The following is a 15,111-nucleotide window of genomic DNA, read 5'->3' on the forward strand; positions in this document are numbered from 1 at the left end:
TTGGGTTCCGATGACCGCACTATTGGCCGAACGCGCCGCCGAAGTCGTGTCCGCGGCACAACAGTTGCTCACAAAGCGAATGGGTGCTCCGGTAAAGCTGAGCGATCCGCTGGAACTCAGCGGCAGTGGTAGGACGACGGTACTCCGCGTCCGCGTTGCAGAGAACGCCTTTTCGCTACCTCGCACACTGATCGTGAAGCAGGTAGCGGGCTCGGCGTCGCAGCGGCGCACCGGCGGTATGGCTCCCGGTGTCGCCAGCATCGACTCCGCGTTCCTGCGCGAGGCGGTCTCCTACCAATTCACCACCGCCCTCGGCCGTGACCACCGGCCCGGCGCCTACCTGCTCGGCTACAGCCTGCCGGACCGCCTGCTCATTCTCAGCGACCTCGGTGAGAACACCTCCCTGACTGCGGTCCTGCAGTCCGGCGTGGAACCCACCGGGCGCAATGCGCTCATGGCATTCGCTCAGGCGCTGGGCCGCATGCACGCCGCGACCGTGGGCCGCGAGGCGGACTTCGTGGCGCTGCTGCGCCGCGTCGATGTGGTGCACCGCGTTGACGGCATTGCGCAGCAGGCCGAATCCGCGGTCGCCGAGGTGCCGATCATGTTGCAGCGCGAGCTGGGCATCGAGGTGCCGGGTGAGATCGCCGAGCGCATCGTGCGCGGCAACCGGCTCTTCTCCGCCGGGCGCTACCGCGCCTTCAGTCCCTCGGACCTGTGCCCCGACAATGTCATCCTCAATGACGAGGGCGCGCGGTTCCTGGACTACGAGTGGGGCGGCTTCCGCGACGCCACCCTCGACATCGCCTACGCCCTGGTCTCCTTCCCGGGCTGCCTGTGCGATTTCGAGCTGTCGCGCGAACGCGCCCGCCAGATGGTGGAGGCCTGGCGCTCCGAGGTGGTCGCGGTATGGCCGGCCCTCGCCGATGACGATGTGCTCGCCGAGCGCATCCTCGAGGCCCGCCTCATCTGGGTGTGGCTGTCCACCTACTGGTTCCTGCCCGCCGACCACGTCCGCATCGCCGCCGCCCGCGAGCACGGCCTGTCCATCCCGCGCTCGGCCGCCCTCATCAACCGCTGGGCCGCCCTCGCCGAGGACGCCCGCTGCACCGGCGACGACACCCTCGGCGATTTCGCCGAGCACGTCTCGGCCACGCTGGAAGAGCAGTGGGAGGAGTGATCCTCCGCGCCACTGCGGGCCGGGATCCGAGGGTGGATCCCGGCCCGCGGTGATGTGCCCGGCCGATCGGCAGCGTGGACGCGCTCTCCGGGTATGGCGTCGTGGTCGGCGAGTGTGTCGGAGCCGGTCGGTAGGGTCGGGGGCGTGAGTGATGGGTTGTTCGATGCGCCGGGCACGCAGGTCGTGGTCGACGACTTCGAGGCGGGCGTCGCGCGCCTTCCCAGCGGGGACGACCGATTCGCGCCGCTGGCCGTGCGGATGCGACCGCGCACCCTCGACGAGGTGGTCGGGCAGCAGCATCTGCTCGGGCCCGGGTCGCCGCTGCGGCGGCTGATCGAAGGGTCCGGGGCGGCTTCGGTGCTGTTGTACGGACCGCCCGGGACCGGCAAGACCACCCTCGCCTCGCTGCTGTCGCAGGCCACCGGGCGGCGGTTCGAAGCGCTGTCGGCATTGTCGGCGGGCGTCAAGGAGGTGCGGGCGGTCATCGATCTGGCCCGCCGCCGGCTCACCGTGGGCGAACAGACCGTGCTGTTCATCGATGAGGTGCACCGGTTTTCGAAGACGCAGCAGGACGCGCTGCTGGCGGCAGTGGAGAACCGGATCGTGTTGCTGGTCGCGGCGACCACGGAGAATCCGTCGTTCTCGGTGGTGTCGCCGCTGCTGTCCCGTTCGCTGGTGCTGCAGCTGCAGTCCTTGTCGGAGGCCGACATTCGCGCGGTGCTCACCCGGGCCATTGCCGACCCGCGCGGGTTGGCGGGGGAGTACACGGTCACGGACGCGGCGCTCGACCACATAGTGCGGATTGCGGGCGGTGACGCGCGGCGCTCGCTCACCGCGCTGGAGGCGTCGGCCGAATCCTCCCTGGACGGCACCGTCGATGTGGAGTTGGTCGAGGCCAGCGTCGACAAGGCGGCGGTGCGCTACGACCGCGCCGGTGACCAGCACTACGACGTCATCAGCGCCTTCATCAAATCCCTGCGCGGCTCCGATGTCGATGCCGCGCTGCACTACCTGGCTCGCATGATCAGCGCGGGCGAGGATCCGCGATTCATCGCCCGCCGCTTGATGATCCAGGCCAGCGAGGAGGTCGGCATGGCCGACCCCACCGCCCTGCAGACCGCGGTCGCGGCCGCCCAGGTCGTCCAGTTGGTCGGCATGCCGGAGGCGCAACTGGCGTTGACCCAGGCCACGATTCACATCGCCACGGCCCCGAAGTCGGGTGGAGTGGTCAAGAGCCTCGCGGCCGCCATGGCAGACGTGCGCGCGGGCAAGGCGGGCGCGGTGCCCGCCCACCTGCGTGATGGTCACTACGCCGGCGCCGCGGCCCTCGGGAATGCCCAGGGCTACAAGTACCCGCACGATCATCCGGACGGCGTTCTCGCCCAGCAATATCCACCGGACGAACTGGTCGGCGTCGACTATTACCAGCCGACCGATCACGGCTACGAACGTGAAGTCGGTCCTCGCGTCACCAAACTGCGCCGCATCGTCCGGGGTAGATAGCGCCGGGTGCGCAGGTTCGTCACGCGCCGAATTGCAGCGACTGCCAAAAGTAGTCGCTCGGTACGCCGCGAATGCGCTTGCGGCGCTGGTCAGTCCGCCAGCAGTCCCTCGTGGATGGCGATGCGTTCGATATCGGCGGGGGTGCCGGCCATGATCACGCGCACGTGTTCGGTGACCAGTTCGAGCGGCCAGTTCCACCAGGCGGCGCGCAGCAGACGGGCCACGTCCGCATCGGGGAAGCGCTGCTTGACCACTTGCGCCGGGTTGCCGCCGACGATCGTGTACGGGGGCACGTCGGAGGTCACGACGGCGCCGGTGGCGATGATCGCGCCGTCGCCGATGCGCACGCCCGGCATGATCAGCGAGTTGTAGCCGATCCACACGTCGTTGCCGACCACGGTGTCGCCCTTGGAGGGAATCGAGGTGACGAGGTCCATCGTCTCCTCGGCCCAGGTGCCGCCGAAGATGGCGAACGGGAAGGTCGACACGCCCGAGGTGGCGTGGTTGGCTCCGGCCATGATGAAGCGGGTTTTGCTCGCGATGGCGCAGTATTTGCCGATGATCAGCTTCTCGGGGCCGAAGGCGTAGAGCACATTGTTGGTCTCGAAGGCGGTCGCCGCGTCCGGATCGTCGAAGTAGCTGTAGTCGCCGACCTCGATGTTCGGCGAGGTGACGTGCGGTTTCAGGAAGACGGTGCGGTGCGCGTGTGGGAGTGGGAAGCGCTGGGATGGGTCCGGGATCACAGTCACCCCGGCGATGGTAGCTATCGCCCGGTGGTGGGTGGAAACTCCCTGGACCCGGACCGGTAGGCTGGATGGTTGTGCAGACCCACGAGATTCGACGGCGCTTCCTGGAGCATTTCGTAAAGGCCGGACATACCGAGGTACCGAGTGCCTCGCTGATCCTGGCCGACCCCAACCTGCTGTTCGTCAACGCAGGCATGGTCCAGTTCGTGCCGTATTTCCTCGGTCAGCAGACCCCGCCCTTCGACACCGCGACCAGCGTGCAGAAGTGCGTCCGTACCGGCGATATCGAGAACGTCGGCGTCACCACCCGCCACAACACCTTCTTCCAGATGGCGGGCAACTTCTCCTTCGGCGACTACTTCAAGCGCGGGGCCATGGAGCTGGCCTGGTCGCTGCTCACCAACCCCGTCGAGGACGGCGGCTACGGCTTCGATCCGGAAAAGCTCTGGGTCACCGTGTATCTCGACGACGACGAGGCCGAGCAGATCTGGCGTGAGCTCGGCGTGCCGGACGAGCGCATCCAGCGCCGCGGCATGGCCGACAACTACTGGTCCATGGGCATCCCCGGCCCGTGCGGCCCGTGCTCGGAGATCTACTTCGACCGCGGCCCCGAGTACGGCGTCGAGGGCGGCCCCGAGGCCGACGAGGACCGCTACCTCGAAATCTGGAACCTCGTGTTCATGCAGAACGAGCGCGGTGGCGGGCGCGGCAAGGACGACTTCGAGATCCTGGGCCCGCTGCCCAAGAAGAACATCGACACCGGTATGGGCGTCGAGCGTGTCGCGTTCCTGCTGCAGGGCGTCGACAACGTGTACGAGACCGATCTGCTGCGCCCGATCATCAACAAGGCCGAGGAGCTGACCGGCCGCTCCTACGGCGTCGAGCACGCCGACGATGTGCGCTTCCGCGTCATCGCCGACCACGCCCGCACCGCGGCCATGCTGATCGGCGACGGCGTGAACCCCGGCAACGACGGTCGTGGCTACGTACTGCGCCGCCTGCTGCGCCGCATCGTGCGCTCGGCCCGCCTGCTGGGCGCCGAGAAGCCGGTGATGGGCGAGTTCATCAAGGTCGTCGCCGACCTGATGTCGCCGTCCTACCCGGAACTCACCACCGACTTCAAGCGCATCGAAACCGTCGCCGTCGGTGAGGAGGCCGCGTTCCTCAAGACCCTGAGCACCGGCACCAAGCTGTTCGACGAGACCGTCGACGAGGTGAAGGCCCAGGGCAGCAAGAAGATCAGCGGCACCGACGCGTTCACCCTGCACGACACCTACGGTTTCCCGATCGACCTGACCCTCGAGATGGCTTCCGAGGCCGGCCTGCAGGTCGACGAGGAGGGCTTCCGCGCGCTCATGGCCGAGCAGCGCAAGCGGGCCAAGGAGGACGCGCTCTCGCGCAAGCACGCGCACGCCGACCTCACCGTCTACAAGGAGTTCGTGGACCGCGGCGCGACCGAGTTCACCGGCTTCGACGAACTGTCCACCGAGGCAACGGTGCTGGCCCTGATCAAGGACGGCGTCCGGGTGCCGGTCGCCGAGGCCGGGCAGGATGTCGAGGTGATCCTGGACCGCAGCCCGCTCTATGCCGAGTCCGGTGGCCAGATCGCCGACCGCGGTTCGCTCGTCTCGTCGCACGGCCTCAAGGTGAAGGTCAACGACGTGCAGAAGATCGCCAAGAAGGTGTGGGTGCACAAGTCCACCGTCGACGCCGGTCAGCTCACCGAGGGCGACACCGTGCTGGCCCAGGTCGATCCGGCCTGGCGGCGTGGCGCCACCCAGGGCCACTCGGGTACCCACATGGTGCACGCCGCGCTGCGACAGGTGCTGGGCCCCAACGCGGTTCAGGCCGGCTCGCTCAACAAGCCGGGCTACCTGCGCTTCGACTTCAACTGGCAGGGCGCGCTCTCCGATCAGCAGAAGGCCGATATCGAGGCCGTCTCCAATGACGCGGTGGCCGACGACTTCCAGGTCAACACCTTCGTCACCGATCTGACCTCCGCCAAGAAGATGGGCGCCATGGCCCTGTTCGGTGAGAACTACGGCGACGAGGTGCGTGTGGTGGAGATCGGCGGACCGTTCTCCATGGAGCTCTGCGGTGGCACCCACGTGCAGCACTCCTCGCAGATCGGCCCGATCACCGTGCTCGGCGAGTCGTCGGTCGGTTCCGGTATCCGCCGCGTGGAAGCCTTCGTCGGCCTGGACTCCTACAAGTACCTGGCCAAGGAGCGGGCGCTGCTGGCCGGTGTCGCCTCGTCGCTGAAGGTGCCCTCGGAGGATGTGCCGGGGCGCGTCGAGCAGCTGGTCGAGCGGCTCAAGGCCGCCGAGAAGGAGCTCGAGCGCACCAAGATGGCGGCCGTGCTGTCGAGTGCGGGCACCTTCGTCGAGCAGGCCCAGCGGGTCGGCAAGGTGCTGCTGGTCGCCGCCGCTGCGCCCGAGGGCGTGGGCGCGGGCGATCTGCGCACCCTGGTGCAGGACATCAAGGGCCGTTTCGGTTCAGAGCCCGCCATCGTGGTGCTGCTCGGCCATGCCGACGGCAAGGTGCCGTTCGTCGCCGCGGTCACCAAGGCCGCCCAGGATCTCGGCATCAAGGCCGGGGATCTGGTGTCCGCCTTCGGCCCGGCTATTTCCGGCCGGGGTGGCGGCAAGCCCGAGATGGCCCAGGGCGCGGGTTCGGATCCGTCGGGCATCGAGGCGGGTCTGGCCGCCCTGCGTGTGCGGGTCGCCGAGCTCGCCGGATAAATGGACGACGCAGACACATCTGACACGCCGGGTCCTGCAGCCGGGACCGGGCCCGTACCCGAAGCAGACCCTTCGGGACGTTCTTCCGGATTTGCTCGCACGCCGACCGAGGCCTCCGGGGTCTCGGCCGGCGGGCGGGACTTCGCGTCGGAGCGGCCCTCCCCGGAACGGGACCCGGGCCGCGGCCGGCGCATCGGCATCGACGTGGGGTCGGTGCGCATCGGTGTCGCCTCCAGCGATCCGGACGGGTTGCTGGCCACCCCGGTCGAGACGGTGCCGCGCGCGAAGAAGGTCGCGCCCGGCACCCTCGCCTCCGATCTATCCAGAATTGCCGACATTGTGCGGGAGTACGAGGCCGTCGAGGTGATCGTCGGCCTGCCCCGCACATTGCGCGGGGAGAGCGGCGCGTCGGCTAAGCTGGCGGCCACCTTCGCGGGGCGTTTGCGGACCCTGATCGCGCCGGTGCCGGTGCGACTTTCCGACGAACGTTTGACTACGGTGTCTGCTGCACGTGCGTTGCGAGACAGTGGAGTTCGCGCACGCGGGCAGCGGCAGGTCATCGATCAGGCCGCCGCCGTGTCGATCCTGCAAGGATGGTTGGACGAACGGAGTGCCCTTTTGAAGCCGCGCGGTGATGACGCATGACCGACCGCTGGACGCGGGCCGAGGAACGCTACCGCCAGAACGCCGAAAGGCGTTACCGCCGCGACGATCTGGATTGGTCCGAGGCGGACGATTACGAAGACGACACCACAGTCATTCCCCGCTACGAGGATGAGCGTTACGACGACGAGCACTACGAGGGTGAGGAATACGACGAGGAGCTCCCGGTCGAGCCGGAACCTCCGCGCCGCAGCGCACCTCAGCGCACCGAGCGCGGCCGCCGCGGCGACCGGGGCCAGCGCGCCGAGCCGGGCCGCCGGGCCACCCGATCGCAGTCGCGCGCGGGGTCGCGGGGCAGCCAGCGCCCCAAGCGATCCCGGATGGCGTCGCGGAAAGCGGCCGAGCGCAAGCGGCGCCGCCGCAATCTGTTCGTCATCGCGGGCGTGTTCGCCGTATTGTTCGTCGGCGCAGTCGGATTCGCGGGCTGGAAGTTCGTCGGCAAGCTGAGCCCGCCCCCCGATTTCTCCGGCCCGCAGGGCCCGCTGGTCGTCATCCAGATCAAGCCCGGTGACACCTCCACACAGATCGCGCAGACCATGGCCGACAAGGGCGTGGTGGCCAGCAGCGGTGCGTTCTACGAAGCGGCCGTGCGTAATACGAACATGAACTCCATCCAGCCCGGCTACTACGCCATTCCGGGCCACAGCAAGGGCTCCGAAGCGGTGAGTGCGCTGTTCAGCAAGGATGCCCGGGTCGGCAATGTGGTCATCTCCGAGGGCCGCCAGCTGCACGACTCCAGCGACGTCACCACCGGCGCGCGCAAGGACGGCATCTACCGCAAGATCGCCGAGGCCAGCTGTGTCGGCACCGGCACCGCCGCCAAGTGCGTGACCTACGAGCAGCTCGACCAGGCCGGGGCCACCGCCGATCCGGCCGCGCTGGGCGTGCCGGTGTGGGCGCTGGACCGGGTGAAGTCGGTGCCGGACCGTTCCCGTCAGCTCGAGGGCCTGATCGCCGGTGGCACCTGGGATTTCGACCCCAGCGCCAATGCGCTGGACATCCTCAAGCAGCTGGTGACCGCGAGCGCGGCGAGCTACGACGCCACCGGGCTGGCGCAGTCCGGCGCGGCGAACGGCCTGAGCCCCTACGACACGCTGATCGCGGCGTCGCTGGTGGAGCGGGAGGCGCTGCCGCAGGACATGTCGAAGGTGGCGCGGGTCATCGTGAACCGGCTCGCCGCCCAGCAGCCGCTGCAGTTCGACTCCACCGTCAACTACACCCTCGACAAGACCGAGGTCGCCACCACCGACGCCGACCGTGCGCACAAGACCCAGTGGAACACCTACGCCATGGCCGGTCTGCCCGCCACGCCGATCTCCGCGCCGTCGCTGGACGCCATGCGCGCCATGGAGAATCCGGCGCCCGGCCCGTGGCTGTACTTCGTGACCGTCGACAAGCAGGGCACCACGTTGTTCACCGACAGCTATTCGGAGCACCTGCGCAATATCGAAAAGGCCAGGCAGAGTGGAATCCTCGACAGTGGGCGGTAGTCGGAAGGCCGCCGTACTCGGCAGCCCGATCTCGCATTCCCGGTCGCCGCAACTGCATCTGGCGGCCTACCGGGCACTGGGGCTGGACTGGAGCTACGAGCGCATCGAGTGCACCGCCGAGCAGCTGCCCGGCCTGGTGGACGGGCTCGGACCGGAATGGGTCGGGCTGTCGGTGACCATGCCGGGCAAGGTCGCCGCGCTCGGCTATGCCGACGAGCGCACCGAGCGCGCGGTCCTGGTCGGCTCGGCGAACACCTTGGTGCGCACCGATTCCGGCTGGCGCGCGGACTGTACCGACGTGGACGGCGTGCGCGGTGCGCTGGAAGGCGCGGGCGTGCAGGAGATCTCCCGCGCCGTCGTGCTGGGCGCGGGCGGCACCGCCCGCCCGGCGCTGCTGGCGCTGTCCGACCTGGGCGCGCACACCGTCACCATCGTGGCCCGCGATCGCCGCCGCGCCGCCGGGACCCTGGAATTGGCCGAGCAGCTGGGCATGTCGGCCGAGGTGCTCGGTTTCGACCCCGAGGGCCTGCTGTTCGTCTGTTCCGACGTGGACGCCGTCGTCAGCACCGTGCCCGCCGAGGCGGCCGCGGCCGTGGCGGACTCGGTGGCGGCGGCCCCGGTGGTGCTCGACGCCATCTACAACCCGTGGCCCACGCCGCTCGCGGAAGCGGTTGCCCGCGCGGGCAATACCGTGGTCAGCGGCCTGGAGATGCTGCTGAACCAGGCCTACGGGCAGGTCGAGCAGTTCACCGGCAAGTCCGCTCCGCGCGCCGAAATGGCTGCGGCCCTGCGGGACTGATCGCTTTCGCGCGGGCGTGGCCCGCTAATCGAGGACGGCCGCGGATGTCTCCGCGGCCGTTTCCGGTTCGAAGGACTGCCGGAAGGTGAAAGCGTAAGGCGTCGGCCCGTTCTCACGCAGGTGGTCCAGTCGCGTCATGGCGTCGGCGAGGGTGGGCAGCGTTCCCTCCGGCACCCACCACAGCACCGTGAAGATCTCGCGCAGCGGGGTGAACCATTCCCGGCGGCGACGCACGTAGTCCATGTGGCCGCTGCGATAGACGTAGTCGAACAACGCTTCCCGCGATTCCCACAGGCTCATGTTCACCAGCATGTCCGGCTCGCCGTGGTACGGGCGCAGCGAGGTGGCGTTGTTGGATTCGCCGTCCACCATGCGCCAGACGAAGCCGGGGGAGGATTCGGCGACGGCATTGATCTCGTCGAGGGCCGAGAAGAATTCGGCGACCCGGGGATCGCCTTCGGGGGCGACCATGCGCCCGATATTGAGCTGTGCGAGGTGCATTCCCAGACTATAACTAGCCATGATTGGTTTTAGAGAAACTTACGCAACATCTGCCCGGCGCCGGATCCATCCGCGCGGTCCAGCCGGCCTCGGCCGCCGGACCCGCCAGCAGGGCCAGATTCATGCCGCACACCAGCGGCGGGAAGTCCACGGCGAGGCGGTGAAAGGGACAGTTGCGCAGGCGGATCGCGTCGCCGTCGAGGTAGGGCTCGTAGCCGCGCTCACGCAGGACCTCGAACAGATCGCGGCCCGCGAGGGACGGCCCGTGCGCGGCGGCGGCCTTCGCGATGGCGTCCTCGAATCCTTCGTGCTCGACCACCTCGGCGAGAACCGTTGCGACGGTGCGATAGTCGCGGGCCGGCAGCGTGATCGCGAACTCCGCGTCGGCGCGGCGATAGAACTTGGCGGGCCGTCCCGAACCGGGCCCGGTGCGGCCCTCCGGACGCCGGAACACCGCGTCCAGCAGTCCGGCCTCGGTGAGCTTGTCGAGATGGAAGGCGGCCAGCGGCCGTTTGATCTCGACGGCCGCGGCCGCCTCGTCCCGGCTCACGTCGTGGTCGGCGGCCGCGACATAGTCGTAGAGCCGCTTGCGGATCGGATCCTGAAGCAGGGCGACGGCTTCGATGCTCACGATGTCTTTGTAACAGCGTGCCGGGCCCGGGTATGTCCGGTGGCCCCGCTCCGGCTATGGTTCTGGAACAAGTTTCAATTCATTCGGTTCGGCCGGGCGGCCGCGCAGGTTAAGGTGATCGTCATGAATGCGTGGGTGTTGCGCGCCGTGGGCTTGGGGGCGCTGACCGTTGTGCTGGAGGCCCTGCTCGGTTTCGGCATGAGGTACTGGCCGACCACGGGCGCCTGGATGCGGATCCTGTGCCTGATCGTGCTGGTCGGCTCGGTGATCGCGTGGGGCGTACTGGATGGCCGCTCCGATCGGCGCGCCAATGCCGATCCCGAGCGCGGCGCCGATCTGACCATGCGCTGGCTCAAGGCCGCGCTCGCCGGTGGCGTGGGCTCCGGCCTGGCCGCCTGGGTCCTCGGCTTCATCCCGGGCTTCGACCTGGGTGATCAGGGTCTGGTCTTCGACATCACCTCGGCCGCGTCCTTCATCGTGCTGCTGATCTTCATTCCGGGCGTGCTCGGCGTCGCCCTCGGCCGCTGGCTGGCCGGCCGCGACGGCAAGAAGCAGCCCGGTACCCCCGCCGACACCGCACCCAACCCGCAGCCCGCCAACGTCTGAGGCTCCCGTCCGCGCTCGACCCCGCGCCACCGATCGGGTGGCGCGGGGTTTTTCGTATCCGGGGGCACGGACGGCAGCGCCCGCCGCCGGAGTCCGGCGACGGGCGCTGAGATGAAAGCGGTTGTGCCCTACAGCAGAATCGCGCCGCCGGTCGGGCCGTCCTCACGGGCGATGGCCGAGTAGGCCGCGGCCAGCAGGCTCGGATCCGGGCCCTCCAGCCGGCCCGGCTTGGCCAGGCCGTCGAGCACCACGAAACGCAGCACGCCCGAACGGGTCTTCTTGTCGGTCTGCATGGCGTCCATCAGCTGCGGCAGCGCATCGGCGTCGTAGGTGGTGGGCAGGCCGATGCTTTCCAGGATGGTGCGGTGCCGCTCGGCGGTGGCATCGTCGAGACGGCCTGCCAGGCGGCCCAATTCGGCCGCGAAGACCAGGCCCACCGAGACGGCCGCGCCGTGCCGCCAGCGGTACCGCTCCCGGCGCTCGATGGCGTGGCCGAGGGTGTGGCCGTAGTTGAGGATTTCGCGCAGATCCGATTCCTTGAGATCGGCGGCCACCACATCGGCCTTGACCTGGATGGCGCGGCGGATGAGCTCGGGCAGCACGTCGCCGGTCGGGTCCAGGGCGGCCTGCGGGTCGCGTTCCACCAGCTCCAGGATCACCGGATCGGCGATGAACCCGGCCTTGATGATCTCGGCCATGCCCGCCACGATCTCGTTGCGCGGCACCGTCTCCAGCGTGGCCAGGTCCACCATGACCGCGGCCGGCTCGTGGAAACTGCCGACCAGGTTCTTACCCGCCTCGGTATTGATGCCGGTCTTGCCGCCCACGGCGGCGTCCACCATGGCCAGCAGCGTGGTCGGCACGTGCACGATGTCCACGCCGCGCATCCAGGTGGCGGCCACGAAACCGGCCAGGTCGGTGGCCGCGCCGCCGCCCAGGCTCACGATCACGTCCTTGCGGGTCAGCCCGATGCGGCCGAGCACCTCCCAGCAGAAGCCCGCGACCTGCAGGTCCTTGCCGGCCTCGGCGTCGGGGATCTCCACCCGGTGCGCGTCGATGCCCTTGTCGGCGAGGGCCTTCCGTACCACCTCGGCGGTCTCGGCCAGCGGCGGCTGGTAGAAGATCGCCACGGTCCGGACGCCGGACCGGCCGGTCACCTGGTCGACCAGGTCGCCCAGCAGACCCCGGCCGATGATCACCGGGTACGGGTCGGCCGTGCGGACCTCGATGCGAGTCGGCTCGCTCATAGGACTCCTCCGTGAATGGTCCCGCCCATCGGCGGGGAATAGCGTGACCCCGTGGTGCGGGGGAGTGGTCGATCGGATCGGCGGCGCGTGCCCGCGGCGCGCGATGATGCGCTCGGGATCACGAACCTCCTTCCACCGCAGGGGAAGTGGCACCGGGAACAGGGCCGTCGGCCCGCGTGTGCTCCTGCTCGCGGGCGCGTGCCCGCGCCCGTCGGGCCCGGGCACGACGCGAGCGTCCGCTGCCGGGCGCGGCGACGGTGCCGGGTGCACGGGCCGCATCCGGTGGTGCGGCGGGTGTGCTCGGGGCGGCCGCGTCCGCTCCGACCGGAGCGGCGGTCTGTCCACCGGCAGTGGAACTCGAGGGCGCACCGGCCATACGGGAGGCGCGGCGACGGCGTCCCCCGGGAGACCCATTTCCCGGCGCAGCGGCAGGCGGCGCGCCGGCCTCGCCGACGGTGGTCTCGGCGGTCGTCGCGGGTGGAGCGGTCGCGGTGGTGCGGCCGCCGCGGCGGCGCGACCGCCGGTTGCGCCGAGAGCGTTTCGCACCCCCGGTGGCCGCGGCTGCGTCGCCGGGCGAGGACGCCGAGCCCTGGCTGTTGCGCGCCTCGGCGGGCACGGGTGAATCGGCTTCGGCGGCAGTCGTATTCGTGGCGTCACCCGGCTTGTTCTCGCCCCGGCCGCGGCCGCCGCGGCGGCGTTTGCGGCGGGCGCGCGAGCGGGAGCTGACGCCGGGCTCGACGGTGGCGGTCTCGGTGACCGAATCCTCCGGGCGCGCAATCGGTTCCAGGCCGAGCTTGGCCAGGATCATGCGGACGACGCGGCCGGGGCTGCGGCCGTCGGTGCGCACCCGCACGGTCGCCACCTCGCGGTAGAGGGGGCGGCGGATCTTCATCAGCTCGCGGTACTTCTTGGCGGGGTCGTCGCCGTTCAGCAGCGGACGGTTGGTGCTGGCGCCGGTGCGGCGCAGCCCTTCGCCCACACTGATTTCCAGGTAGACGACGGTTCGGCCGTGCAGCAGGGCGCGGGTCGCGGCCGAGAGCACCGAGCCGCCGCCGAGGGAGACCACGCCGTGCCCGGCGAGGACGGCGTCGCGGACGACCTCCTCCTCCATACGGCGGAACTCCGGCTCGCCGTCCTCGGCGAAGATCTCCGGAATCGTGCGCCCGGCGCGCTCCTCGATCCCGGCGTCGGTGTCGTAGAGGTCCACGCCGAGTTCCCGGGCCAGCTTGCGTCCGATGGTGGACTTGCCCGCGCCCGGCGGGCCGACCAGCACCAGACTGATTGCGGGCCGGTCGGTTTCACCGGCCGCCGCGGTGGGTTCGTGCTCGCCGGACACCGCGCTGTCGTCAGCGGTCACTGCCCGGCGTGGCCCGGGATGTGCGGGCGAGCGTTGATCCGCTTCAGGTAGGCGTGGATGTTGTCGACGGTCTCGGGCAGCGAGTCGCCGCCGAACTTGTCCAGCACGGCCTGTGCCACGACCAGCGCCACCATCGCCTCGGCGACCACACCGGCCGCGGGCACCGCGCACACATCCGAGCGCTGGTGGATGGCGACGGCCTCCTCGCCGGAGGACATGTCGACCGTCGACAGCGCCCGCGGCACGGTCGAGATCGGCTTCATGGCCGCGCGCACGCGCAGCGCCTCGCCATTGGTCATGCCGCCCTCCAGGCCGCCCGCGCGGTTGGTGGAGCGCAGCACGCCGTCGGGGCCCGGCCGCATCTCGTCGTGGGCCTGGCTGCCGCGGCGGCGGGCGGTCTCGAAACCGTCGCCCACCTCGACGCCCTTGATGGCCTGAATGCCCATGAGCGCGGCCGCCAGCCGCGAATCCAGGCGCGCCTCACCGGAGGTGAACGAGCCCAGGCCCACCGGCAGGCCCTCGATCACGACCTCGACCACACCGCCGAGGGTGTCGCCGTCCTTCTTGGCCGCCTCGATCTCGGCGATCATGGCCGCCTCGGCGTCCTTGCCGAACGCGCGCACCGGCGACTCGTCGATGGCGTCCAGATCCGCGGCGGTCGGGACCACACCGTTGGTGTTCGCGGCGGCGCCGATGGACACCACGTGCGAGATCACCTCGACGCCCAGCGCCTGGCGCAGGAAGTTCTTGGCCACCGTGCCCGCCGCGACCCGCGCCGCGGTCTCGCGGGCGCTGGCCCGCTCCAGGACGTTACGGGCGTCGTCGAAGCCGTACTTGAGCATGCCCGAGTAGTCGGCGTGGCCCGGACGGGGACGGGTGAGGGGGGCATTGCGGGCGAGGTCGGCGAGTTCGGCCTCGTCCACCGGATCGGCGGACATGACCTGGGTCCACTTGGGCCACTCCGAGTTCGCCACCTCGATGGCGACCGGGCCGCCCATCGTGCGGCCGTGGCGCACGCCGCCGACCATGGTGACCACGTCGGCCTCGAACTTCATCCGCGCGCCGCGCCCGTACCCGAGCCGTCGCCGGGCCAGCTGCGCGCCGATCTCGGCGGAGGTCACCTCGACACCGGCCACCATCCCCTCGAGGATGGTGACGAGAGCAGGACCATGGGATTCTCCGGCAGTTATCCAGCGCAACACGAGTGACATCTTTCCATGACAACAGGGGTGCTCGAACACACGGCCCGCGCATAGCCCGATGTCAGCGCCCGGCCACCACCGCCACCACGCTCGCCGCACACATCGCGGGACCATGCGCGAGCGTCCCGGCGACGCCCGCCCGCCCACCGGCTCCCGAGATTCGCAGTCGATGCCCGAGCATCCCGCCCAGGCCCGCGGCGGCGGTGAGCAACGGCGCGGCCAGTGCTGCCCAGGACCAGGTCTGGGTACCGCACAGGGCTGTCGCGGCCCCTAGACGAGTGATTCCTATCGTTTAGTGGTCGTAGGCGGTCAGTGATCGTGCGGTCGGTGCGCCGGTGTTGCGGTTGTGTCAGATCACGGCTGCGAGGGCGAGGAGACGTTGGGCGATGCGGGCGTAGAGCCCGGCAGCGGTGCGGGCGCCGTGGGCTTCGAGTGACAGTTGCCC

At 69.9% G+C, this 15,111-nt stretch carries 12 protein-coding genes and 2 pseudogenes; 7 read left to right on the top strand and 7 right to left on the bottom strand.

Going from position 1 to position 15,111, the window contains the following annotated elements; genetic code table 11:
* Positions 1-10 precede the first annotated feature (10 nt).
* Together ABZ909_RS34325 and ABZ909_RS34330 are read left to right on the top strand one after the other, a co-directional pair.
* Entirely contained in the window at positions 11-1,180 is a 1,170-nt protein-coding gene (locus tag ABZ909_RS34325; protein WP_357008203.1) for a kinase, read from the top strand.
* 144 nt (positions 1,181-1,324) lie between these two features.
* Positions 1,325-2,683: a replication-associated recombination protein A gene (locus tag ABZ909_RS34330; protein WP_357008205.1), complete on the top strand. Its 1,359-nt coding sequence runs from the start codon at positions 1,325-1,327 to the stop codon at positions 2,681-2,683.
* Between the two features lie 89 nt (positions 2,684-2,772).
* Here the strand turns inward: ABZ909_RS34330 and ABZ909_RS34335 are convergent, their stop codons facing one another.
* Complete coding sequence (locus ABZ909_RS34335; protein ID WP_357008208.1) at positions 2,773-3,432, bottom strand: CatB-related O-acetyltransferase; 660 nt, start codon at positions 3,430-3,432, stop codon at positions 2,773-2,775.
* Positions 3,433-3,503: 71 nt separating this feature from the next.
* On the opposite strand from ABZ909_RS34335, the gene alaS reads away from it, so the two are divergent.
* The 4 genes from alaS (at position 3,504) to ABZ909_RS34355 (ending at position 9,122) form a co-directional block, all read left to right on the top strand.
* Positions 3,504-6,170, top strand: a complete 2,667-nt coding sequence (gene alaS, locus ABZ909_RS34340; RefSeq protein ID WP_357008251.1) for an alanine--tRNA ligase — start codon at positions 3,504-3,506, stop codon at positions 6,168-6,170.
* 192 nt (positions 6,171-6,362) lie between these two features.
* Entirely contained in the window at positions 6,363-6,815 is a 453-nt protein-coding gene (gene ruvX, locus ABZ909_RS34345) for a Holliday junction resolvase RuvX (RefSeq protein WP_357008253.1), read from the top strand.
* On the top strand, positions 6,812-8,323 hold the full coding sequence (locus ABZ909_RS34350) for an endolytic transglycosylase MltG (protein WP_357008211.1): 1,512 nt from the start codon (positions 6,812-6,814) through the stop codon (positions 8,321-8,323). The genes ruvX and ABZ909_RS34350 overlap by 4 nt, the downstream gene beginning before the upstream one ends.
* Entirely contained in the window at positions 8,313-9,122 is an 810-nt protein-coding gene (locus tag ABZ909_RS34355; protein WP_357008214.1) for a shikimate dehydrogenase, read from the top strand. The genes ABZ909_RS34350 and ABZ909_RS34355 overlap by 11 nt, the downstream gene beginning before the upstream one ends.
* Before the next feature lie 24 nt (positions 9,123-9,146).
* On the opposite strand, the gene ABZ909_RS34360 is transcribed toward ABZ909_RS34355, so the two are convergent.
* Both ABZ909_RS34360 and ABZ909_RS34365 read right to left on the bottom strand, forming a co-directional pair.
* On the bottom strand, positions 9,147-9,623 hold the full coding sequence (locus tag ABZ909_RS34360) for a DUF3291 domain-containing protein (RefSeq protein WP_357008216.1): 477 nt from the start codon (positions 9,621-9,623) through the stop codon (positions 9,147-9,149).
* Between the two features lie 13 nt (positions 9,624-9,636).
* Positions 9,637-10,254: a transcriptional regulator gene (locus ABZ909_RS34365; protein ID WP_357008219.1), complete on the bottom strand. Its 618-nt coding sequence runs from the start codon at positions 10,252-10,254 to the stop codon at positions 9,637-9,639.
* A gap of 123 nt (positions 10,255-10,377) precedes the next feature.
* Between ABZ909_RS34365 and ABZ909_RS34370 the strand changes: the two genes are divergently transcribed.
* Positions 10,378-10,860: a B-4DMT family transporter gene (locus ABZ909_RS34370; RefSeq protein ID WP_357008222.1), complete on the top strand. Its 483-nt coding sequence runs from the start codon at positions 10,378-10,380 to the stop codon at positions 10,858-10,860.
* Between the two features lie 128 nt (positions 10,861-10,988).
* Here the strand turns inward: ABZ909_RS34370 and aroB are convergent, their stop codons facing one another.
* The 4 genes and pseudogenes from aroB to ABZ909_RS34390 all read right to left on the bottom strand — a co-directional run.
* A complete protein-coding gene (gene aroB / locus ABZ909_RS34375; protein ID WP_357008225.1) occupies positions 10,989-12,107 on the bottom strand; it encodes a 3-dehydroquinate synthase in 1,119 nt (372 codons plus the stop codon).
* Positions 12,108-12,897: 790 nt separating this feature from the next.
* A pseudogene (locus ABZ909_RS34380) lies at positions 12,898-13,389 on the bottom strand (shikimate kinase); the annotation flags it as partial.
* Positions 13,390-13,460: 71 nt separating this feature from the next.
* The gene (gene aroC / locus ABZ909_RS34385) at positions 13,461-14,675 is read right to left on the bottom strand and encodes a chorismate synthase (protein ID WP_357008227.1); all 1,215 of its coding nucleotides are present in this window, start codon (positions 14,673-14,675) and stop codon (positions 13,461-13,463) included.
* Positions 14,676-15,015: 340 nt separating this feature from the next.
* Positions 15,016-15,111 (bottom strand): annotated as a pseudogene (locus ABZ909_RS34390) (IS982 family transposase); the annotation flags it as partial.

Source organism: Nocardia sp. NPDC046763 (assembly GCF_040645495.1).
In the GTDB taxonomy this organism is placed as follows: domain Bacteria; phylum Actinomycetota; class Actinomycetes; order Mycobacteriales; family Mycobacteriaceae; genus Nocardia.